The organism is Streptomyces sennicomposti (assembly GCF_019890635.1).
Taxonomy (GTDB): domain Bacteria; phylum Actinomycetota; class Actinomycetes; order Streptomycetales; family Streptomycetaceae; genus Streptomyces; species Streptomyces sennicomposti.
Genome location: NZ_JAIOAB010000006.1, coordinates 74,771 through 95,794 on the forward strand (window position 1 = coordinate 74,771; position 21,024 = coordinate 95,794).

17 protein-coding genes are annotated in these 21,024 nt (G+C 72.9%); 7 read left to right on the forward strand and 10 right to left on the reverse strand.

The genetic code is table 11. The features are described 5' to 3' along the window. The first annotated feature begins 184 nt into the window (after positions 1-184). Positions 185-925: an SDR family NAD(P)-dependent oxidoreductase gene (locus tag K7787_RS05675; protein ID WP_164389383.1), complete on the forward strand. Its 741-nt coding sequence runs from the start codon at positions 185-187 to the stop codon at positions 923-925. A gap of 12 nt (positions 926-937) precedes the next feature. On the opposite strand, the gene K7787_RS05680 is transcribed toward K7787_RS05675, so the two are convergent. Beyond that, entirely contained in the window at positions 938-2,107 is a 1,170-nt protein-coding gene (locus tag K7787_RS05680) for a mechanosensitive ion channel family protein (protein ID WP_169436621.1), read from the reverse strand. Between the two features lie 202 nt (positions 2,108-2,309). On the opposite strand from K7787_RS05680, the gene K7787_RS05685 reads away from it, so the two are divergent. Further along, positions 2,310-2,879 (forward strand): dienelactone hydrolase family protein, encoded by a 570-nt coding sequence (locus tag K7787_RS05685; RefSeq protein WP_223000668.1) that lies wholly within the window; start codon positions 2,310-2,312, stop codon positions 2,877-2,879. A 70-nt stretch (positions 2,880-2,949) separates the two neighbouring features. Here the strand turns inward: K7787_RS05685 and K7787_RS05690 are convergent, their stop codons facing one another. From K7787_RS05690 to K7787_RS05705, 4 genes are all read right to left on the reverse strand, one after another. Then, on the reverse strand, positions 2,950-4,632 hold the full coding sequence (locus tag K7787_RS05690) for an alkaline phosphatase D family protein (RefSeq protein WP_223000669.1): 1,683 nt from the start codon (positions 4,630-4,632) through the stop codon (positions 2,950-2,952). 320 nt (positions 4,633-4,952) lie between these two features. Further along, positions 4,953-5,795 (reverse strand): thioredoxin domain-containing protein, encoded by an 843-nt coding sequence (locus K7787_RS05695; RefSeq protein WP_009188090.1) that lies wholly within the window; start codon positions 5,793-5,795, stop codon positions 4,953-4,955. 178 nt (positions 5,796-5,973) lie between these two features. Next, a complete protein-coding gene (locus K7787_RS05700) occupies positions 5,974-6,666 on the reverse strand; it encodes a hypothetical protein (RefSeq protein ID WP_223000670.1) in 693 nt (230 codons plus the stop codon). Between the two features lie 69 nt (positions 6,667-6,735). Then, positions 6,736-8,073 (reverse strand): DUF2252 domain-containing protein, encoded by a 1,338-nt coding sequence (locus tag K7787_RS05705; RefSeq protein ID WP_223000671.1) that lies wholly within the window; start codon positions 8,071-8,073, stop codon positions 6,736-6,738. A gap of 215 nt (positions 8,074-8,288) precedes the next feature. Here K7787_RS05705 and dnaE point away from each other — a divergent pair, with 215 nt between their 5' ends. Continuing rightward, positions 8,289-11,828, forward strand: coding sequence for a DNA polymerase III subunit alpha (dnaE, locus tag K7787_RS05710; protein ID WP_009188087.1), 3,540 nt, complete (start codon positions 8,289-8,291; stop codon positions 11,826-11,828). A 162-nt stretch (positions 11,829-11,990) separates the two neighbouring features. On the opposite strand, the gene K7787_RS05715 is transcribed toward dnaE, so the two are convergent. Next, complete coding sequence (locus K7787_RS05715) at positions 11,991-12,164, reverse strand: hypothetical protein (RefSeq protein ID WP_019984386.1); 174 nt, start codon at positions 12,162-12,164, stop codon at positions 11,991-11,993. A 251-nt stretch (positions 12,165-12,415) separates the two neighbouring features. Here K7787_RS05715 and K7787_RS05720 point away from each other — a divergent pair, with 251 nt between their 5' ends. The 4 genes from K7787_RS05720 (at position 12,416) to K7787_RS05735 (ending at position 16,500) form a co-directional block, all read left to right on the forward strand. Then, entirely contained in the window at positions 12,416-13,639 is a 1,224-nt protein-coding gene (locus tag K7787_RS05720) for an NYN domain-containing protein (protein ID WP_169436626.1), read from the forward strand. A 182-nt stretch (positions 13,640-13,821) separates the two neighbouring features. Then, positions 13,822-14,796 carry an ABC transporter ATP-binding protein gene (locus K7787_RS05725; protein WP_223000724.1) on the forward strand — a complete coding sequence of 325 codons (975 nt, stop codon included), beginning with the start codon at positions 13,822-13,824 and terminating at the stop codon, positions 14,794-14,796. A 56-nt stretch (positions 14,797-14,852) separates the two neighbouring features. Next, on the forward strand, positions 14,853-15,695 hold the full coding sequence (locus K7787_RS05730) for an ABC transporter permease (protein ID WP_223000672.1): 843 nt from the start codon (positions 14,853-14,855) through the stop codon (positions 15,693-15,695). A gap of 34 nt (positions 15,696-15,729) precedes the next feature. Continuing rightward, positions 15,730-16,500, forward strand: a complete 771-nt coding sequence (locus K7787_RS05735; protein ID WP_223000673.1) for a CrcB family protein — start codon at positions 15,730-15,732, stop codon at positions 16,498-16,500. Between the two features lie 418 nt (positions 16,501-16,918). On the opposite strand, the gene ybaK is transcribed toward K7787_RS05735, so the two are convergent. The 4 genes from ybaK to K7787_RS05755 all read right to left on the reverse strand — a co-directional run bounded on the left by ybaK (position 16,919) and on the right by K7787_RS05755 (position 21,016). After that, positions 16,919-17,422, reverse strand: a complete 504-nt coding sequence (ybaK, locus tag K7787_RS05740) for a Cys-tRNA(Pro) deacylase (RefSeq protein ID WP_009188082.1) — start codon at positions 17,420-17,422, stop codon at positions 16,919-16,921. Positions 17,423-17,453: 31 nt separating this feature from the next. Beyond that, positions 17,454-18,194 carry an LON peptidase substrate-binding domain-containing protein gene (locus tag K7787_RS05745; protein WP_009188081.1) on the reverse strand — a complete coding sequence of 247 codons (741 nt, stop codon included), beginning with the start codon at positions 18,192-18,194 and terminating at the stop codon, positions 17,454-17,456. Between the two features lie 11 nt (positions 18,195-18,205). After that, positions 18,206-19,255 (reverse strand): hypothetical protein, encoded by a 1,050-nt coding sequence (locus K7787_RS05750; protein ID WP_019984380.1) that lies wholly within the window; start codon positions 19,253-19,255, stop codon positions 18,206-18,208. A gap of 180 nt (positions 19,256-19,435) precedes the next feature. Next, on the reverse strand, positions 19,436-21,016 hold the full coding sequence (locus tag K7787_RS05755) for an oxidoreductase (protein WP_223000674.1): 1,581 nt from the start codon (positions 21,014-21,016) through the stop codon (positions 19,436-19,438). Between the last annotated feature and the right edge of the window lie 8 nt (positions 21,017-21,024).

The following is a 21,024-nucleotide window of genomic DNA, read 5'->3' on the forward strand; positions in this document are numbered from 1 at the left end:
CGTGGGCTTCGCCGACGGGCGTCCGCTGGGTGCGGGCCGCAGCCGGCGTCGATGCCCGACGCCCGACGCCCTGCGCCGGCCGTCGGCCGCGGGCCGTGCGGTCCGCGCCGGGCGCGCGTCCGCCGTGGTGTGGCGGCCCCGTAATTGCCGTGCCGTACCGAGGGACGGCCCTAGGCTCGGGAGCATGACTCGCAACGTGGTGATCAGTGGTGGCGGTACGGGGATCGGGCTGGCCGCGGCGCAGACGTTCGCGGCCGACGGCGACCGGGTCCTGCTGCTCGGCCGGCGGGAGGAGGTGCTGCGGAAGGCGGACGTGCCCGGGGCGCTCACCTTCGCGGCCGACGTCGCGGACGTGGCCGGAGTGCGCCGGGCGGCCCGGTTCGTGGCCGGCGAACTCGGCGCGGTGGACGTGCTGATCCACGCCGCCGGAGGGACCGGTCAGCTGGAGCCCCGGGTGGAGCGGGACGATCCGCTCGACCTCGTCGCCGACAACTGGAGCGTCAACTTCCGTCTCAACACGCTGACCGCGGTGCTCCTCACCGAGGCCCTGAAGGACCGGCTCGCCGAGCCCGGCGGACGGGTGCTGTTCCTCAGCTCCATCGCCGCCTACCGGGGCTCGGGCACCGGCGCCTACGCCGCGTCCAAGGCGGCGCTGCACCCCTACGCCCACGACCTGGCCCGCCAGTTGGGCCCGCGCGGGATCACGGTCAACGTGGTGGCGCCCGGCTACATCGAGGACACCGAGTTCTTCGGCGACGCGATGGACGAGGCCCGCCGCGAGCGGCTGATCGCCGAGACCGCCGACGGCCGGGCCGGGACCCCGGGCGACGTCGCCGCCACCCTGCACTGGCTGGCCTCCCCGGCGGCCGGCCACGTCACCTCGCAGATCGTCCAGGTCAACGGCGGCGCGGAACGCGGCCACTGAGCCGACGGCGCCTCACCGGCGCCCCGGCCTGCCGACGGACTCGGCGCGGACCCCGTCACGGGGCCGACGGTCGTCCTTGTCCAGCGCGGGCCGGGGCCGTTCCGCGCCGTCGCGCTCGGGCGCGCCCTCCTCCGCGCGGCCCTGCGGCGGCACCGCGTGCGCCGTGTTGACGCGGGGCAGCGCGTAGGGGTGCTCCGCGCACAGCCAGCGGATCATCTCCTCGCGCACCGCGACCCGCACCGTGAAGATGTCGTCGGCGTCCTTCGCCGTCACCAGCGCCCGCACCTCGATGGTGTTCGGGGTGGTGTCCGTGACGTACAGGTTGTAGGCGCGGCCGTCCCAGGCCGGGCACTCGCGCACGATGTCGCGCAGCTTCGTGCGCATCGCCTCCAGCGGCGCGGAGTGGTCCAGGTGCCAGAAGACGGTGCCGGTCATCTGCGGGGTGCCGCGCGACCAGTTCTCGAACGGGTTGGCCGTGAAGTAGGACACCGGCATGGTGATCCGGCGCTCGTCCCAGGTGCGCACCGTCAGATAGGTCAGCGTGATCTCGTCCACCGTGCCCCACTCGCCGTCGACGACCACGGTGTCGCCGATGCGCACCATGTCGCCGAAGGCGATCTGCAGCCCGGCGAACATGTTGCTCAGCGTGGACTGCGCGGCGACGCCCGCGACGATGCCGAGGATGCCGGCCGAGGCCAGCAGCGAGGCCCCGGCCGCGCGCATCGCGGGGAAGGTCAGCAGCATCGAGGCGGCGGCCACGACGATGACGACCGCCGAGACCACGCGCATGATCAGCTCGACCTGGGTGCGCACCCGGCGCACCCGGGCCGGGTCGCGGTGGGCGCGGGCGCTGGCGTAGCGCGAGTACGAGGTCTCGACTATGGCCCCGGCGATCCGGATGGCCAGCCAGGCGGCCGATCCGATCAGCACCAGCGTCAGCGTCCGGCCGATCCCGGCCCGGTGCTCCAGGAGCAGCTTGGCCTGGTCGTAGGAGCCTCTGAGCAGGGCGGCGCACAGGACGAGTTGATAGGGCACGCGGGCACGGCGCAACAGGCCCCACAAGGGTGTCTCGTGGTGCCGTTCGTCGGCCTTGCGCAGCAGCAGGTCGGTGGCCCAGCCGATGATCAGCGTGAGCAGCACCGAGCCGCCGATCACGGCAAGCGGGCGGAGTACGTTCTCCATGCCTGCGCTCCTAACCGGAGCCGGCCGGGCATGAACATGTGTCTTCGCCGCGTTCGCGGGTAGCGCCCGTGCGGTGTGGCGAGGCTTACGTCCGCGCCTGCCCGCGCCCGTCCGCGCCCGTCCGCCCCTGCCCGCGCCCGGCGGCGGCAGGCGGCGGCCGGCCGGGCCGGGCGTTGTCGTACCCGGCTGGCACCATGGCCTCATGAACATCGTGCTCTTCCACTCGACCCAAGGCCTCAGGCCCGCCGTGCGCGAGGCCGCGGACCGGCTGCGCGCCGCCGGGCACGAGGTGTGGACCCCGGACCTCTTCGAGGGGCGTACGTTCGACTCGGTCGAGGAGGGCATGGCCTTCAAGGACGGCATCGGCAAGGACGAGCTGCTCAGACGGGCCGTGCTGGCGGCGGCGCCGTACTCGGAACGGGGCCTGGTGTACGCCGGGTTCTCGCTCGGCGCCTCGATCGCGCAGACCCTCGCCCTCGGCGACGAGAAGGCGCGCGGGCTGCTGCTCCTGCACGGCACCTCGGACATCGCGCCGAACGCGTCCGTGGACGGGCTGCCGGTCCAGCTGCACGTGGCCGAGCCCGACCCGTTCGAGACGGACGACTGGCTGAGCGCCTGGTACCTCCAGATGGGCCGGGCCGGCGCCGACGTGGAGATCTACCGCTACCCGGGGGCCGGCCACCTCTACACCGACCCCGGCATGCCGGACTACGACGAGGAGGCGGCCGAGGCCACCTGGCGGGTGGCCCTCGGCTTCCTCGACAGCCTGTAGACGGCGCCCGGACCTCGGGGCGGCCCGCAGGAGGGCGGCCTGCGGGCGGCCCGCGGGACGACGGGCTCGGCTACACCGGGTCGTACGTCCGCTCGACCTTCTGCGTGCCGCTGCGGGTGCGGTACGAACGCGCCCAGGACGAGGTCGCGTTCGGGTTCGTGCGGTCGGAGACGACGTAGTAGTCCATCTGCGCGCGCTCGGCGGTGATGTCCAGGACGCCGTAGCCGTGGCGGTCGGTGTCGACCCAGTGGACGTGCCGGTTGGCGGCCTGGATGACCGGCGCCGCCACCGCCGAGACCACGCCCTCGGGCACCTTGACGATGTCGTCGAGGTTGTCCGAGGTCAGCGAGGTGACCACGAACTCCGTGGCGGCCGACGCCGACAGCGGGTAGGTGCCGGCGTCCACCGGCACGTCGTTGGCCCACGCCATGTGGATGTCGCCGGTCAGGAAGACGGTGTTGCGGATGGCGTTGGTCCGCAGATGGGCCAGCAGCTCGCGGCGGTCGTCGGTGTAGCCGTCCCACTGGTCGCTGTTGATCGCCAGGCCCTCCTGCGGCAGCCCGAGCAGCTTCGCCAGCGGCTTGAGCAGGTCCGCGGAGAGCGAGCCGACGACGAAGGGGGAGATCATCACCGAGTTGCCGACCAGCCGCCAGGTGGTGTCGGACGAGGCGAGATTGGCCTTCAGCCAGTCGAGCTGGGCGCGGCCGGTGATGGTGCGGTCCGGGTCGTCGACCGAGCCGCTGCCGGTGGAGGCCTGCTGGGAGCGGAAGGAGCGCAGGTCGAGCAGGGACAGATCGGCGAGCTTGCCGAAGCGCAGCCGGCGGTAGGTGGTGCCGGCGATCGCCGGGCGGACCGGCATCCACTCGAAGTAGGCCTGCTTGGCGGCGGCCTTGCGGTCGCTCCAGGCGCCCTCGGCGCCCTCGGTGTGGTTGACCGCGCCGCCCGACCAGGCGTTGTCGGCGAACTCGTGGTCGTCCCAGATCGCGATGACCGGCGCCCGGTGGTGCAGCGCCTGCAGGTCGGGGTCCGTCTTGTACTTGGCGTGCCGGGTCCGGTAGTCGGCGAGCGTGAGGATCTCGTTGGCCGGGGCGTGCGGGCGGACCACCTTGCCGCGCGCCGCGTACTCGCCCGACTTGTACTCGTAGATGTAGTCGCCGAGGTGCAGCCAGGCGTCCAGGTCGCCGCGGGCCGCGAGGTGCCGGTACGGCGAGAAGTAGCCGGCCTCCCAGTTGGCGCAGGAGACCACGCCGAAGCGCAGCCCGCTGACGGCGGCGTCGTGCGCGGGGGTGGTGCGGGTGCGGGCGACGGGGGAGTCCGCGCCGCCGGCGGAGAAGCGGAACCAGTAGTCGGTGGCCGGTTCCAGGCCGCGTATGTCGGCCTTGACGGTGTGGTCGGAGGCGGCGGTGGCGGTGGTGGAGCCGCGGGCGACGACGTCCGTGAGCGCCTTGTCGCGGGCCACCACCCAGCTCACCTCGGTGTCCGGGCCGAGCCCGGAGCCCGGTACGGCCTCCTCGGTGGGGGTCACCCGGGTCCACAGCAGGACGCCGTCGGGCAGCGGGTCTCCGGAGGCGACGCCGTGCAGGAAGGCGGGCGTCGCGGTGGCCGCCCGCGCGGGCAGCGCGGCGGCGAGGGGCGCCGCCAGCACGGCGCCGGCCGCCGCGGCCTTGACGACCGTACGGCGGCTCGGGGACAGCGGGTTGACGGTCTCGGGGCGCGAGCCGTCGTCCTGGATTGATCTGTATCGACTGGTCACGGGCGATCAGATTACTGATCAGTACGCGCGGGAGCGGGCGAACCGGCAAAAGTTCGCCCGCTCTTCACCGGTGATCGGCCCGGGCGTCCCCCGCGTCCGGGGAACGCGCGGCCCGCGCCCCGCGTCCGGGGCGCGGTCAGGGCTCGGATCAGGCCTTGCCGTACTGGGTGGCGCAGTGCTCCGGGTCGCCGTCGGCGCGGTCGCGGACGCAGATCTGGACGGTCGCCTTGATGCCCTCGCCGGTCGAGAGGGACTTGCGGGCGCCGCGAGGCCGTGGCCCCCCGCGCGGGAGGTGGCCACGGCCTCGCGGCGGGGCGGGGTCAGCCCTTGAGGGCCGCGCCCACCACCGAGTTGAACTCGTCCACGGTCATCGGCGCGTTCTGCGAACCCGGAGGCGTGAGGATCTTGCCGTCCATGACGAGGCTCGGGGTGCCCGTCACGCCGTCCTTGTTGGTGTCCCAGCTCTTCGACATCGCCAGCGCCCAGGCGTCGTAGGTGCCGTTCTTCACCGCGTTCTGGAACTTGGCGTTGTTCTTCAGCGCGGGGACGGTGTCGGCGATCTTGATGAGGTAGGAGTCGTCCTTGAGCTTGTCGGTCGTCTCCTCCGGGTGCCACTTGGCGGAGTAGAGCGCGGTCTTGAACTCGAGGAACGCCTCGGGGCTCACGTTGAGGGCGGCGCCCAGGGCGCTCATCGCGTTCTTGGAGCCCTCGCCGCGCGAACCGATCGTGCCCTTGCCGAGCGCGTCGCCGTCGATGAACGTGCCGCCGATGAACTGCATCTTGAACTTGCCGTCGTCCAGGTCCTTCTTCAGGGTCGGGCCGACGGTCTGCTCGAACTGCGCGCACACGGGGCAGCGCGGGTCCTCGTAGACCTTGAGGGTCTTCTTGGCCGTGCTCTTGCCGATGATCACCGTCGAGCCGTTCTCGCCGGTGGTGTTGGCCGGCGCGACGACCTTGTCGTCCTTCACGGCCTCCCAGTAGCCCGGCTTGTTGGCCTGGACGACGGCGTAGCCGATGCCGCCGGCCGCCGCCAGCACGGCGACGACCGAGCAGGCGACGATGATCTGCCGCTTCGCCTTGTCGCGCTTGGCCTGGCGCTCGCGCTCGGCGCGCAGCCGCTCCCGGGCCGCCGTCTTCGCCGTCTGGCTGTTCCGCTTGCTCATGGTGGTGTTCTCCTGGGGAACGCGCGGCCGGGCCGCGCGGGATTCGGTCGGTACCTGTCGTGCTCGGGGCGCCGTCGTCGCTTCGGGGAGCCGGTCTTCGCGGACTCGGTCTTCGCGGACTCGGTGTTCGAGTGCGCGGGCTTCGAGGACTCGGCCTCGGGAAGCCGGCTCCGGGACGTCAGACGAGGGCGGCCGGGCACGGCGGGCCGCGCCGTCCCAGGGAGTGCGCGAGGAGCAGGGCGCGCGGCCTGCCGCGGGGCGGCGCGGGCCGCACCGGCCGGGCCGCGGCGCGCTCGCGGCGGACCGCGACGGCGGCCGCCGCGAGCAGCAGCGGCCGGAAGGTGAGCGCCGCCGCCGAGCGCAGCAGCCGGCTCAGGGCGCGTTCGCCGCGGCGCAGCCAGGCCGCCGCGAGGAGGCCGACGCCGATGTGCGCGGCCAGCAGCAGCCAGGCGGTCGCCGGGTCGGCGTGCGCGAGCAGCGGCGCGAGCCGGTCGGCGTTCGTCCCGGTCATCCGGGCCAGCGGTGTGGCCACGTCGTGCCGGTTGCCGCACAGCACGTCCCAGCCGACCGAGCGCAGGGGCCCGGCGACCGGGCCGCCCGCGGGGCCGTAGCACAGGTGCTGGCCGGTGGTGAAGACCGTGTCGGCGGCCAGCTCCAGCGGGATCAGCAGGGCGGCGATCCGCCCGAAACCGCGCTCGCGGCCGGCCAGGGCGTAGGCCAGTGTGAACACGGCGGCCGCGACGGCGGCCACCGTGTTCAGCGGCAGCGGGACCTGCGACAGCAGCACGTGCGACGCGGTGCTGAGCGTCACGACCACGGCCGTGAACAGCGCCGCGCGTACGGCTCTGAGCGGGATCCCGGATATGTCCATAGCGAGAGGAGAGTGTGTCATGCGGGCCGGTAAGGGGTCTCTAAAGGATCCCTGTGAGCGGCCCTTCCGTCACAGACCCGGAATGCGTCCGTTGCGGAACAGGTCCACGAAGATCTGGTGGTCGCCGCGCGCGCGGGCGCCGTAGGCGTGGGCGAAGTCCACCAGGAGCGGGGCGAAGCCCTCCTCGTCGGCGGCGATGGCCGCGTCGATGGCCCGCTCGGTGGAGAACGGCACCAGCGACTCCCCGGACTGGTCGTCGGCCGCCGCGTGCATGGTGGCCGTGGCCCGGCCGAGGTCGGCGACGACCTGCGCGATCTCCTCCGGGTCGTCGATGTCGCCCCACTCCAGGTCCACGGCGTACGGCGAGACCTCGGCGACCAGCTGGCCCGCGCCGTCCAGCTCGGTCCAGCCCAGCCACGGGTCGGCGTGCGCCTGGAGGGCGCGCTGGGAGATCACCGTGCGGTGGCCCTCGTGCTGGAAGTAGTCGCGGATCGCCCGGTCGGCGATGTGCCGGGAGACGGCCGGGGTCTGCGCCTGCTTGACGTAGATCACCACGTCGTTCTCCAGGGCGTCGCTGTTGCCCTCCAGCAGGATGTTGTACGACGGCAGCCCGGCCGAGCCGATGCCGATGCCGCGGCGGCCGACGACGTCCTTGACGCGGTAGGAGTCCGGCCGGGCCAGCGAGGACTCGGGCAGCGTCTCCAGATAGCCGTCGAAGGCGGCGAGCACCTTGTAGCGGGTGGCGGCGTCCAGCTCGATGGAGCCGCCGCCGGGCGCGAAGCGGCGCTCGAAGTCGCGGATCTCCGTCATCGACTCCAGCAGCCCGAACCGGGTCAGCGACCGGGCGTCGCGCAGCGCGTCCAGCAGCGGGCCCTCGGCGGTGTCCAGGGTGAAGGGCGGCACCTCGTCGTCCTTGGCGCCGGTCGCCAGGGCGTGGATCCGCTCCCGGTAGGCGGCGGCGTAGACCCGCACCAGCTCGGTGATCTGGTCGTCGCTGAGCGCCTTGGCGTACCCGATCAGGGCGATGGAGGCGGCGAAGCGCTGGACGTCCCAGGTGAACGGGCCGACGTAGGCCTCGTCGAAGTCGTTGACGTTGAAGATCAGACGCCCGTTCGAATCCATGTAGGTGCCGAAGTTCTCCGCGTGCAGGTCGCCGTGGATCCACACGCGCGAGGTGCGCTCGTCCAGGTAGGGCCCGCCGGCTATCGAGCCGCCGCTGCCGGCCGCGAGGTCGTGGTAGAAGAGGCAGGCCGTGCCCCGGTAGAACGCGAAGGCCGAGGCCGCCATCTTCCGGAACTTCACGCGGAACGCGGCCGGGTCGGCGGCCAGGAGCTCGCCGAAGGCGGTGTCGAAGACGGCGAGGATCTCCTCGCCGCGCTGCTCGTCGCTGAGCTGGGGGACCGACATCGGGGGATGCCTCCTGGTACAGGTGGTACGTGACGTTCGGGACGGGTCTTCCTCCGGGGGCAACGTCCGGCGCCGCCGGGGAGTGCCCGTCTCTCCTTCGCATGAAGGTACGCGGCGGGGCGGCCCGGGTGTCAGCGGCGGGGCATAGACTTCGACGCTGACCCCCAGACTTGTCCGAAGCCCGCCGCCACCGCATTCCCCCAGGAGGCCGAACCGTGTCGAAACCGCCGTTCACGCACCTGCACGTCCACACCCAGTACTCGCTGCTGGACGGTGCCGCGCGGCTGAAGGACATGTTCGACGCGTGCAACGAGATGGGCATGACGCACATCGCCATGTCCGACCACGGCAACCTCCACGGGGCGTACGACTTCTTCCACACCGCGCAGAAGGCCGGGGTCACCCCGATCATCGGCATCGAGGCGTACGTCGCCCCCGAGTCCCGGCGCAACAAGCGCAAGATCCAGTGGGGCCAGCCGCACCAGAAGCGCGACGACGTCTCCGGTTCCGGCGGCTACACCCACAAGACGATGTGGGCGGTCAACAGCACGGGCCTGCACAACCTCTTCCGCCTCTCCTCCGACGCCTACGCCGAGGGCTGGCTGCAGAAGTGGCCGCGCATGGACAAGGAGACCATCGCGCAGTGGTCCGAGGGCATCGTCGCCTCCACCGGCTGCCCCTCCGGCGAGGTGCAGACCCGGCTGCGCCTCGGCCAGTTCGACGAGGCCCTGAAGTCCGCCGCCGACTACCAGGACATCTTCGGCAAGGACCGCTACTTCCTGGAGCTGATGGACCACGGCATCGACATCGAGCACCGGGTCCGCGACGGCCTCCTGGAGATCGGCAAGAAGCTCGGCATCCCGCCGCTGGTCACCAACGACTCGCACTACACCTACGCGCACGAGGCGACCGCCCACGACGCCCTGCTGTGCATCCAGACCGGCAAGAACCTCTCCGACCCCGACCGCTTCAAGTTCGACGGCACCGGCTACTACCTGAAGTCCACCGACGAGATGTACGCCATCGACTCCTCGGACGCCTGGCAGGAGGGCTGCGCCAACACGCTGCTGGTGGCCGAGATGGTCGACACCACGGGCATGTTCGTCAAGCGCGACCTGATGCCCAAGTTCGACATCCCCGAGGGCTACACCGAGGTCACCTGGTTCAAGGAGGAAGTGCGCCGCGGCATGGAGCGCCGCTTCCCCGGCGGCATCCCCGAGGACCGCCAGAAGCAGGTCGAGTACGAGATGGACGTCATCATCCAGATGGGGTTCCCGGGCTACTTCCTCGTCGTCGCCGACTTCATCATGTGGGCCAAGAACAACGGCATCGCGGTGGGCCCCGGCCGAGGCTCGGCGGCCGGCTCGATCGTCGCCTACGCCCTGGGCATCACCGACCTCGACCCGATCCCGCACGGTCTGATCTTCGAGCGGTTCCTCAACCCCGAGCGCGTCTCCATGCCCGACGTCGACATCGACTTCGACGAGCGCAGGCGCGTCGAGGTGATCAGGTACGTCACGGAGAAATACGGCGCCGACAAGGTCGCCATGATCGGCACCTACGGCAAGATCAAGGCCAAGAACGCGATCAAGGACTCCGCGCGCGTGCTGGGCTACCCGTACGCGATGGGCGACCGCATCACCAAGGCCATGCCCGCCGACGTCCTCGGCAAGGGCATCGACCTGGACGGCATCACCAACCCCTCGCACCCGCGCTACAGCGAGGCCGGCGAGGTCCGCGCGATGTACGAGAACGAGCCGGACGTCAAGAAGGTCATCGACACCGCCAAGGGCGTCGAGGGCCTGGTGCGGCAGATGGGCGTCCACGCCGCCGGCGTGATCATGTCCAGCGAGACCATCACCGAGCACGTCCCGGTCTGGGTCAGGCACACCGACGGCGTGACCATCACCCAGTGGGACTACCCGAGCTGCGAGTCGCTCGGCCTGCTGAAGATGGACTTCCTCGGCCTGCGCAACCTGACGATCATGGACGACGCCGTCAAGATGGTGAAGTCCAACAAGGGGATCGACATCGATCTCCTCGCCCTGCCGCTGGACGACCCGACGACCTTCGAACTGCTCCAGCGCGGCGACACCCTCGGCGTCTTCCAGTTCGACGGCGGCCCCATGCGCTCCCTGCTGCGCCTGATGAAGCCGGACAACTTCGAAGACATCTCCGCCGTGTCCGCGCTGTACCGGCCGGGCCCGATGGGCATGGACTCGCACACCAACTACGCGCTGCGCAAGAACGGCCTCCAGGAGATCACGCCGATCCACCCCGAGCTGGAGGCGCCCCTCAAGGAGGTCCTGGACGTCACCTACGGCCTGATCGTCTACCAGGAGCAGGTGCAGAAGGCCGCCCAGATCATCGCCGGCTACTCGCTCGGCGAGGCCGACATCCTGCGCCGCGTGATGGGCAAGAAGAAGCCCGACGAGCTGGCCAAGAACTTCACCATCTTCCAGGCCGGCGCCAAGAAGAACGGCTACAGCGACGAGGCCATCCAGGCGCTGTGGGACGTGCTGGTCCCGTTCGCCGGCTACGCCTTCAACAAGGCCCACTCCGCCGCCTACGGCCTGGTGTCGTACTGGACCGCCTACCTCAAGGCGAACCACCCCGCCGAGTACATGGCCGCGCTGCTGACCTCCGTCAAGGACGACAAGGACAAGTCGGCGGTCTACCTCAACGAGTGCCGGCGCATGGGCATCAAGGTGCTCCCGCCCAACGTCAACGAGTCCGAGTCGAACTTCGCCGCCCAGGGCGACGATGTGATCCTCTTCGGCCTCTCCGCCGTCCGCAACGTCGGCACCAACGTCGTCGAGTCGATCATCAGGACCCGCAAGGCCAAGGGGAAGTACTCCTCCTTCCCCGACTACCTCGACAAGGTCGAGGCCGTGGTCTGCAACAAGCGCACCACCGAGTCTTTGATCAAGGCCGGCGCCTTCGACACCATGGGCCACACCCGCAAGGGCCTCACCGCGCAGTACGAGCCGATGATCGACAACGTGGTCGCGGTCAAGCGCAAGGAGGCCGAGGGCCAGTTCGACCTCTTCGGCGGCATGGGCGAGGAGACCAGCAGCGAGCCCGGCTTCGGACTCGACGTGGAGTTCTCCCCGGACGAGTGGGACAAGACCTATCTGCTCGCCCAGGAGCGGGAGATGCTCGGTCTCTACGTCTCCGACCACCCCCTGTTCGGCCTGGAGAACGTGCTCGCCGACAAGGCCGACGCCGGTATCTCCCAGCTCACCGGCGGCGAGCACGCCGACGGCGCGGTCGTCACCATCGGCGGCATCATCTCGGGCCTGCAGCGCAAGATGACCAAGCAGGGCAACGCGTGGGCGATCGCCACCGTGGAGGACCTGGCCGGCTCCATCGAGTGCATGTTCTTCCCGGCGACCTACCAGCTGGTGTCCACCCAACTCGTCGAGGACGCCGTGGTGTTCGTCAAGGGCCGGCTCGACAAGCGGGAGGACGTGCCGCGTCTGGTCGCCATGGAACTCCAGGTCCCCGACCTGTCCAACGCCGGTGCCAACGCCCCCGTGATCCTCACCATCCCGGCCACCCGGGTCACCCCGCCGATGGTCAGCCGCCTCGGCGAGATCCTCACCCACCACCGGGGCGAGAGCGAGGTGCGGATCAAGCTCCAGGGCCCGACGAAGACGACGGTGCTGCGCCTGGACCGGCACCGGGTGAAGCCGGACCCGGCCCTCTTCGGTGACCTGAAGGTCCTCCTCGGCCCGTCCTGCCTGGCGGGCTGACGGCACCCGGCTGCGGCACCCGGCTTCGGCATCGGGCTTCGGTATCCGGCTCCGGCATCCGGCGGCGAACGAGCCATGAAGAAGGGGGCGTACCCGTGCGCATCGGGTACGCCCCCTCTCGGTACCGGGCTCAGAGTCCGCTCAACGCGCCTCGGGCCGGAATCAGTTGTGGCCGAAGCGCTTCTGGCGTCCCTTGCGGGCCGCCTCGGTGGGACTCAGCTGCGGCGAGTGGTGCTCGGGCTGCGGCTCCGTCACGGAGTGCTCCGTCTCCCGAGGGCCGTTGGCGGCCACGGACGTCTTCTGCCGGCTGCGGTCCTGCTTGCGGTTCTTGGCCATGGTGATCAGCCTCCTGTGGGGGATCTAGGGGCCAGGGCCGCGACCAGATTCACACACGCCGACAATGAACGCATGTCGGATAATTACCGTATGTGACAAGGGTCATCGGGCCGCGGGGCCCGGAAACGCCACGCCGAAGATCGAGTTCGGGCCGTTAACCCCGGCGTGGTCGGGCAGACTCGAAACAAGCTCCGAAGCGAAACCCGAAGCAACAAAACCCGAAACAACCTCCCGGAAAGAGGGTGGATCGCGTGGACCGCTGCATCGTCCTGGTGGACGCCGGGTACCTGCTGGGGGCCGCCGCCAGCCTCCTCGCCGGGGAGCCTTCGCGTTCCCGGATCACCGTCGATCATTCCGCGCTCGTGCAGCAACTGCGCGAACAGGCCGAGTCCGACACCGAACGGCCGCTGCTGCGCATCTACTGGTTCGACGGCGCTCCCGACCGCGTGCCGCAGCCCGAGCACCGCAGACTGCGCGTGATGCCCCGCGTGACCGTCCGGCTCGGCGCGCTGACCCGCAGCGACGGACGCTGGGCGCAGAAGGGCGTGGACGCGGCCATGCACGCGGAACTGACCGAACTGGCCCGCAACCGCGCCTGCTCCGACGTCGTCCTGGTCACCGGCGACGGCGATCTGCTGCCCGGCATGATGGCCGCCAAGGAGCACGGCGTCGCCGTCCACCTGTGGGCCGTGCAGGCCGCCGACGGCGACTACAACCAGTCCGAGGACCTGGTCGCCGAGGCCGACGAACGCCGCGTCCTGGACCGCACCTGGATCACCAAGGCGGTACGCGCCAAGGAGTACGGCGGGATCTGCGCGCCGCCGCCCGTGCCCCGCCCCGAGATCGCGGCCATCCTCTCCGCGCCGCTGCCCGAGTCCGCGCTGTCCCAGACCGGCGAGCGCCCCGCCGAACGCCCGCACCCGGCCGACGGCGCGGACACGCGCGACGGCGCCGTGGAGCGGATGCCGGCCGCCAAGGGCGTGCCCACCCCGAAGGACCTCGCCGCCCTGCGCGCGTCCGGCGCCCCGCAGGCCGCCCCCGCGCACCCGCCGACGGCCACCCTGCGCTGGTCCTCCGACCGCGGCTGGGTGGAGCGGCCCGGCACGGCCGCCGAACCCGCCGAGGCCGCCGCCATGCCCACCCTCGCCCAGCTGACCTCGGCCGAACAGCGGTGGGCCGACCGGGAGGAGGACATCACGACCGTCGGCGGCGACCCGTACGAGGTCGGACAGGTGTTCGCCCGGCGGTGGGTGGAACGGCTCGGCGACCACGGCCACCTGGAGAAGCTGTCCTCGATGTACCCGCGCATCCCGCACCGCATCGACGGCGAGCTGCTGCGCTACGCCGCCCGGTTCGGCCTCCTCGCCCACAAGGACGACCAGATCGACGAACACGACCGTTACGCCATCCGGGCCGGCTTCTGGCGCGAGATCGACGTGCGCACCGGCGTCGAACACGCCCCGGCGGGCGACTGAGGGGCCCGGTCCGGACCGAAGAGGCCCGGTGGCCGCCGGGTGAGCCGCCGTCCGGCCGGGCCGGGCGGCCCGGGAAGAACCGGGAGAGGACGCCCCAAGGGCGAGTAAAGCGCACCGACCCCGTACCCTCGTCCCTTGTGAGTACGCGCGTGGCACAGGCACTTCGGCCCGGAGACGACGTCGTGTGCGCGGTGCGCGGACTGACCAAGACCTACCCCGCGGCCCGCGGCCGGCGGGGCACGCCCGGCACACCCGAGGTGCGCGCCACCGACGACGTCGCCCTCGACGTCCGGCGTGGCGAGATCTTCGGCCTGCTCGGCCCGAACGGCGCCGGCAAGTCCACCCTCGTCCGGCAGCTCACCGGCCTGATGCGCCCCGACCACGGCACCGTGGAGATCCTCGGCCACGACATCGTGGCCCACCCCGAGCGCGCCGCGCGCCTGCTGGCCTATCTCGGCCAGGAGGCCGGCGCCCTGGACGAGCTGACCGTCTCCCTGGCCGCCGAGACCACCGGACGGCTGCGCGGCCTGGACGTCGCCCGGGCCCGGGCCGAGCGGGACGCCGTCCTGGAGGAACTGGGGCTCACCGCGATCGCCGGGCGCGCCCTGAAGAAGCTGTCCGGCGGCCAGCGCCGGCTCGCCTGCTTCGCCGCCGCGCTGGTCGGCGAGCGTCCGCTGCTGGTGCTGGACGAGCCCACCACCGGCATGGACCCGGTCGCCCGGCGGGCGGTGTGGTCCGCCGTCGACCGGCGGCGCGCCGAACGCGGCACGACCGTCCTGCTGGTCACCCACAACGTCATCGAGGCCGAGACGGTCCTCGACCGGGTCGCCGTCCTCGACGGCGGCCGGGTCATCGCCTGCGACACCCCGGCCGGCCTCAAGGAGCGGGTCTCCGGCGAGGTGCGGGTCGAGCTGGTGTGGCGGGAACGGGCGCCGCTGGAGGTGCCGGAGGTCGCCGCGCTGCGCGAGCGGGCGGTGGAGTCCGGGCGCCGCTGGACCCTGCGCCTGGCCCCCGAGGAGGCCCGCGCCGCCGTGGCGACGGTGACCGGCGGGGCCGCCTTCACCGCCCTAGACGACTTCACCCTCGCCACGCCGAGCCTGGAGGACGTCTACCTGGCCCTCGGCGGCGCCGCCCGGCAGGGGCTGGTGAAGGCGTGAGCGTGATCGGTGCCGGACCGCGTCACATCGGACGCGGGGAAGAGGAGCAGCCCGACGTGAGTGTCGTACCCGCCGACCTGCCGGCCACCGAGGCGCCGGCCCCCCCGGCGGCCGGGCCGCGCGACGGCGCCGGGCGGACGGCGGCGGCCGAGCTGTGCCCGCGGGCGCGGCTGTGGCCGTCGCTGGCGGCCGTGTACCGGGCGCAGCTGTCCCGGGCGCGGGTGGCGCGGATCCCGCTGCTGTTCGTGGCGACCTTCCAGTCCGTCGGCATCATGATCATGATGCGGGGCGTGGTCAGCGGCGGCGGCGAGGCCCACTTCGTGGTGGCCGGCGCCTCCATCGTCGTCGTCGCCTACGTCGCGCTGAACCTGCTCTCCCAGTACTTCGGACAGCTGCGCTTCAGCGGCGGCCTCGACCACTACGCGACGCTGCCCGTGCCGCCGGCCGCCGTGGTGCTCGGCGCGGCGGCGGCCTACGCCTCCTTCACCGTGCCGGGCACGCTGGTGACCGCCGTCTTCGGCTGTGTGCTGTTCGGGCTGCCGCTGGCCAACCTGTGGGTGCTGGTCGCGGTGATCCCGCTCGCGGGCGCCGCGCTCGCCGGGCTCGGCGCCGCCTGCGGGCTGCTCGCCCCGCGGCCGGAACTCGCGACGCTGCTCGGCCAGTTGGGGATGTCGGCGGCGCTGCTGCTCGGGGTGCTGCCGCCCGACCGGATGCCCGGGATCGTACGGCTCGCCCGTGACCTGCTGCCCTCGACGTACGGCGTGGAGGCGTACGCGCGCACCTTCGCGGAGCGGCCCGACTGGACGTACGTCGCCGTCGACATGGCCGTGTGCGCCGGGGTCGGCGTGGTCTCGCTGGCCGTCGCCACCTGGGCCTACCGCCGGGCGGCCGTCCGGTGACGCGGCCTTCGGAGCCAACTGGCACGATGGCTGGGTGACCTCTCCGTTGACTCCACCTCCGCCGCCGCACGGGCGGCCGTCCCACACGCCCCCGCCCGGCGAGTCGGCGCAGCCCTCGCAGTCCGACCGGCCGGAGCCCGCGGACCGGGCGCACGAGGCCCACGAGGCGCACGGCGCGCAGGACCCCCGGGCCGCGCAGGACGCCCAGGCGCCGGTGTGGCAGGCGCCGACGGGCGGGGCGACGCGTTCCCTGTACGGACAGGACGGCCCCGGGATGAAGACCGAACTCCGGGAGGCCGCCGTCGTCACGGTGGCCGTGGCGCTCGGCGGGGTGCTGCTGGGGCTGCTGTGGCTGTGGCTGGCGCCCCGGGTGCCGCTGGTCGGCGAGCTGACGGACAACAGCTGGGTGGTCTACCTCAAGGACTCCGAGGGGGAGCAGGCGGTCGGCGTGGACGGAACGTTCACCCTGCTCGCGCTGGCCCTCGGCGCGCTCAGCGCGGTCGTCGTCTTCCTGCTGCGCAAGCGCGGCGGAGTGCCGCTGGTGGTGGCGCTGTGCGTGGGCGGACTGCTCGGGTCGGTGCTGGCCTGGCGGCTCGGGCTGTGGCTCGGCCCCGAGCACGACGTGATCGCGCACGCCAAGGCCGTCGGCAAGGGCGTGACGTTCTCCGCCCCGATGAAGCTGGGCGCCAAGGGCGCGCTGCTGGCGTGGCCGCTGGCGGCCCTGGTGGTCCACCTCGCCCTCACGGCCCTCTTCGGCCCCCGCGACCCGGACCCGTACGGCTACGACCACCTGCCGCCGAAGTAGCCCCCGGGGACCTCGTCGGCCCCGCATCGTCGGCCCGGTCCTCGGCTTCCCGGCCCCCGGCGGCCTCGGCCGCCCCGCGCCGGCTGCCCGGTCCTCGGCTTCCCGGTCTGTGGCCCTCGGCCGCCCCGCGACCGGGCCGTACGGCTACGGCCGCCTGTCGGCGAAGTGGCCCCGGGGGCCTCGGCCGCCCCGCGCTGGCCGCCCGGCCTTCGGCTTCCCGGTCTGTGGCCCTCGGCCGCCCTGCGGCCTGGACTCTACGGCTACGACCGCTGCCAGCGAAGTGGCCCCCGGCGCGCCTGGCCTTCGGCCCTCGGTCGACCTGCGCTTGGCCCGGTTCCCGGGCCCTGCGGCGCCCGCCCCGCGCGCACGCCCCGGCGGCGGGCGAGCGGCGGGCAGGGTGCCCTCCCGGGCGTCCGGGTCAGGTGCGGCCGACGGGTGCCAACGTCGCGTTCGTCAGGGCCGCCAGGTCCTGGGGGGCGAGTTCGACCTCCAGGCCGCGGCGGCCGGCCGAGACGCAGATCGTGGCGTGGGCCGTCGCCGAGGCGTCCAGGACCGTGGGCAGCTTCTTGCGCTGGCCGAGCGGGGAGATGCCGCCGCGGACGTAGCCCGTGGTGCGCTCCGCGAGCGCCGGGTCCGCCATCGCGGCCCGCTTGCCGCCGACCGCCGAGGCCAGGGCCTTCAGGTCCAGCGAGCCCGCCACCGGGACCACGGCCACCGTCAGGTTCCCGTCCACGTCCGCGACCAGGGTTTTGAACACCCGGTCCGGGGAGACGCCCATCGCCTCGGCGGCCTCCTCGCCGTAGGAGGGGTGGGACGGGTCGTGGTCGTAGGCGTGGACGGTGAAGTCCACGCCCGCCGCGGTCAGGGCCACCGTCGCCGGCGTCCCTGCGGACTGCTGCTGCTTCTTCGCCTTCTTCGCCATGTGCGGCCGGGGTTCCCTCTGCGTTCGTACGTCAGTTCAGGCTGGTCGGGGCGCGCGTCAGATCGGGCGACGGCAGCGACGGCAGGCTGCGGATGATCGCCGTCTCCGCGCGCAGCAGCCGCAGCTCGTCGCGCAGCCGCGAGGCGGTGTCCGGCGCCTGGAGCAGCCGCTGCTTGGTCGGCGTGTCCAGCACCATCGCCGCCGCCACCAGGTACGACACCACGTTCGGCTCGTCCGGCAGCTCCGCGCCGGTGGCCAGCGACCGCTCCCGCGCGCCCGCCAGCCGCTTCTGGTACTGCCGGAAGGACCGCAGCACCCCCTCGGCCAGCGCGCCCGCCTCGTCGCCGCTCTCCTCGGGCAGCTCCTCCAGCTCCGCCGTCAGGAACGGCCCCGAGGCGTCCACCGACACCAGCCGCACCCGGGTGGTGCCGGTCGCGAGCACCTCGAAGGTGCCGTCGGCCCGCTCCCGTATCGTCGCCGCGTCCGCCACGCAGCCCACGCCGTGGAAGGCCCGGGCGGGGTCGGCGCCGAACCCGGCGGCGGGCCCGCTGTCGGGCACGGCCGTCGGGTCGGGCAGGCCCGGGGCGCTCGGGGCGACCTCGTGGCCGTCGCGGATCGCCACGACGGCGAACCGGCGCGGTTCGTCCTCCGGGCTCTTCAGCAGGGTGCGCATCATCGCGCGGTACCGCTCCTCGAAGACGTTCAACGGGAGCACCAGTCCCGGGAACAGCACGGAGTTCAGCGGGAACAGGGGAAGCCGGACGGTGGTCACGCCGCAGAAGCCTAATGGCCGCGGGCGCGGGCGCGTCGGCCGCGCCCGTTTTCCGGGCCGTCGTCCGGCTTCGTGCCGCATGCCGCACGGACCTCGGCGCGCAGTTCCAGGAACAGGCCGAGCCCGTCGTCGGACACCCGGTCCCAGGGGAAGGAGGTGGCGTACGGGCCGATGAGGCCGAACTGTCCGAGCGCCTCCTCCCGGCGGCCGAGCCGGATCAGCACGTACGCCAGCAGGTTGCGGATCTCCGCCGCCGGCCGGGGCCGGTCCGCCGGGAGCAGGGCGGACAGCGCGATGGCCCGGTCCGCCGCCGCGTCCAGCCGGGCCCGCTCCACCCCGGCCGCGCCGCGGTCGGTGAGGTAGCTGAAGGCGGCGCGGGCCGGCAGCGCCCGCACCAGCGAACGGGCCGGGGCGTCCTGCGCGGCCAGGTCGGCGAAGTCGAAGCACTCGCGGTGCGAGCCGTGCCAGGAGGAGGCCAGGTAGCGCAGGGCGGCGACATGGCAGCCCCAGTGGTGCGGGGCGCGGCGCACCGCGGCCTCCCACAGCTCGCCGAAGTAGGTGTGCCCGGCGCGGCTGCCGCGCGCGTGGTCCAGCGCGACCCGCCACGGCACCGGGTCCCGGTCGTCGGCGCGGGCGGCGGCGGTGATCAGCGGGCTGACCTCGCGCAGCAGCTCGGCCCGGCCCGGCGAGGGCCAGGCGCGGTCCACGGCGAGCTGGGCGGCGACCAGCAGCGCGTCCGGGTCGTGCGGGGCGGCGGCCCGCCAGTCCCGCAGCCAGTCGGGCCGCGAGCGGGCGAAGGCGGCCAGCTTCAGCGCGTACCGGTCGCGGTCGTCCCACTCGCTCCGCTCGCGGGTCTCGGCGAGCAGGGCGGCGGCGGGCGCGTAGGCGCCCGCGGCGGCGGCGACCAGCGCCGGTCCGAGGCGGTCGTCGGGGACGTCCAGGAGCACCTCGTCGTCGGCGGGCAGTCCGTCGGCGGCGAGGACGGCGACGGGGCGCCGGGCGCTTCGTGTCATCCGGGTGGGGCGGATGAAGGGGGGCAGCAGAGCCATGGTGTCGACCATTGAAAGTGCGCAGGTGGCGACCGCGCCAGAGGATGGGGGCAAGCCGGTGAAAGTTGTACGCCGACCGGTCAAGGTCCGGTAAAAAGGTGAGCGTTCAACTATGTTCTCGCGCCGCAGGGCGCCTCTCGCGCCCCCCGGAATCCGAACGGGTCTCGAACGATCCTCGAACGGGCTCGAACGCTAGTTCCGGCGCAGCAGCCGGGTCGCGCCCGCCGCCACCGTCGTGGCCAGCGTCCAGCCCAGCAGGACCAGCGCCGCCGCGAGCCACTGCCAGCCGCCGCTCAGCTGCCACTGGCTGGCCTGGCCGAAGTCCACCACCGGCAGCAGCAGATCGAGGGCGTACAGGGCCGGGTTCCAGTGCGGGTGCTGATCGCCCGAGGCGGCCGGCGGACGCCCGGCGTGCGCGAAGGCCAGCGAGCCGGCCGCCCACAGCACCGCCATCCACACCGCCGCCCGGCCGGGCCGGTAGCCGTAGGCCACCGTGACGTCCTGGAGGTAGCCCCACAGCTTGGACGCCAGCGGCAGCGTCTCGCGACGGCGGCGGTGCTTGGCGAGGAGCACCTCGCGCGCGTCCTCGTCCTCGCCCGACTCCTTCAGCACCGCCGCCAGCCGCTCGTACGGCTCCGGGTTGAACTCGGCGGTCGCCGCCGCCACCCACTGCAGCCGCTCGGCCAGCGGGAACGGCCCCTGCGGCACCAGGTTCTCGTAGGTGAAGCCGCCCATGTGCAGCTGACCGGGGCCGGGCCAGCTGTCCGCGCGGTCGACCAGCGTCTCGATCTTCGCGCCCGACAGCACCACCTTGCCGCGCCCTGGCCGCTCCCCGAGGAAGCGCAGCTCGGGCGCCTGCACCCGGCGCAGCGACAGCTCCTGCTCGTCGCCGAGGACGAACCGCGCCCCCTCCAGATCGACCGCGTCGCCGAACCGCCCGTCGTCCAGCCGCACCCCGCCCTCGCACTCCACGTGCTGGATGCGCGTCCCGCGCGCGGGCGTCACCCCGCTCATCATCGGGTTGCCGAGCCCGGCCGGGGTCAGATACAGGGTGCGCTCGACGGTCAGCTGCGGCGCGTTGAGCGCGTAGCGCGTGTACGGGCCGGCGAGCCGGGCGCCGCGCAGGCTCAGCGACACGCCGATCTTCGCGCTGCGCAGGCTCACCTCGCCGTACGCCTGCAACAGCTCCGCCTGGAGGTCCTGGCCCACCGTCAGCCCGTCGGCGGCCAGCGACCGCCCGGCCCGGTCCCGGTGCACCACCGCCTGGTTGAGCAGCAGGTCCGTGCCTATCTGCGCGTCGGTCAGCCGCATCCCGCGCCGGAACCGGCACCGCGGCAGATGCAGATCGCCCTCGGTCTGCACCCGCGCCGCCTCCAGCCGCGGCACCGCGCAGTCCACCAGCCGCAGCGTCGTGAAGCGGGCCTCCGGCAGCAGCACCTCCTCCTCGAACCGGCACCCCTTCATCTCCACGAACGGCACCACCGTGCCCCCGGCCAGATCGAGCGGGCCGGTGATCCGCAGACCGGTCAGCTTCAGCGAGGAGACCCGCCCGGCGAGCGCGGGCGGCCCGTCCAGCAGCAGCCAGCACACCACCCGCGCCCGCACCGACCGCTCCGGCCCCCAGGGGCGGTCGCCGTGCGGATCGTCCACCGCCGCGTCCCCGGCGCGCAGGTCGTACACGCTGCCGTTGCGGAAGGCCTGCCACATCCCGGCCTCGACGTCGGTCAGGTCGTCCGGCAGGTCTCCGGCCCGGCGGCCGGTGCCCTCGGTCACGGTCACCC

What these genes read in the sequence shown, in the direction of transcription:
- ybaK (WP_009188082.1), bottom strand. Translation starts at nt 17,422, where the DNA reads ATGGCGAAGAAGGCGAAGAAGCAGCAGCAGTCCGCAGGGACGCCGGCG.
- K7787_RS05695 (WP_009188090.1), bottom strand. Translation starts at nt 5,795, where the DNA reads ATGAGCAAGCGGAACAGCCAGACGGCGAAGACGGCGGCCCGGGAGCGG.
- K7787_RS05680 (WP_169436621.1), bottom strand. Translation starts at nt 2,107, where the DNA reads ATGGAGAACGTACTCCGCCCGCTTGCCGTGATCGGCGGCTCGGTGCTG.
- K7787_RS05700 (WP_223000670.1), bottom strand. Translation starts at nt 6,666, where the DNA reads ATGGACATATCCGGGATCCCGCTCAGAGCCGTACGCGCGGCGCTGTTC.
- K7787_RS05750 (WP_019984380.1), bottom strand. Translation starts at nt 19,255, where the DNA reads ATGGTCGACACCATGGCTCTGCTGCCCCCCTTCATCCGCCCCACCCGG.
- K7787_RS05675 (WP_164389383.1), top strand. Translation starts at nt 185, where the DNA reads ATGACTCGCAACGTGGTGATCAGTGGTGGCGGTACGGGGATCGGGCTG.
- K7787_RS05715 (WP_019984386.1), bottom strand. Translation starts at nt 12,164, where the DNA reads ATGGCCAAGAACCGCAAGCAGGACCGCAGCCGGCAGAAGACGTCCGTG.
- K7787_RS05685 (WP_223000668.1), top strand. Translation starts at nt 2,310, where the DNA reads ATGAACATCGTGCTCTTCCACTCGACCCAAGGCCTCAGGCCCGCCGTG.
- K7787_RS05705 (WP_223000671.1), bottom strand. Translation starts at nt 8,073, where the DNA reads ATGTCGGTCCCCCAGCTCAGCGACGAGCAGCGCGGCGAGGAGATCCTC.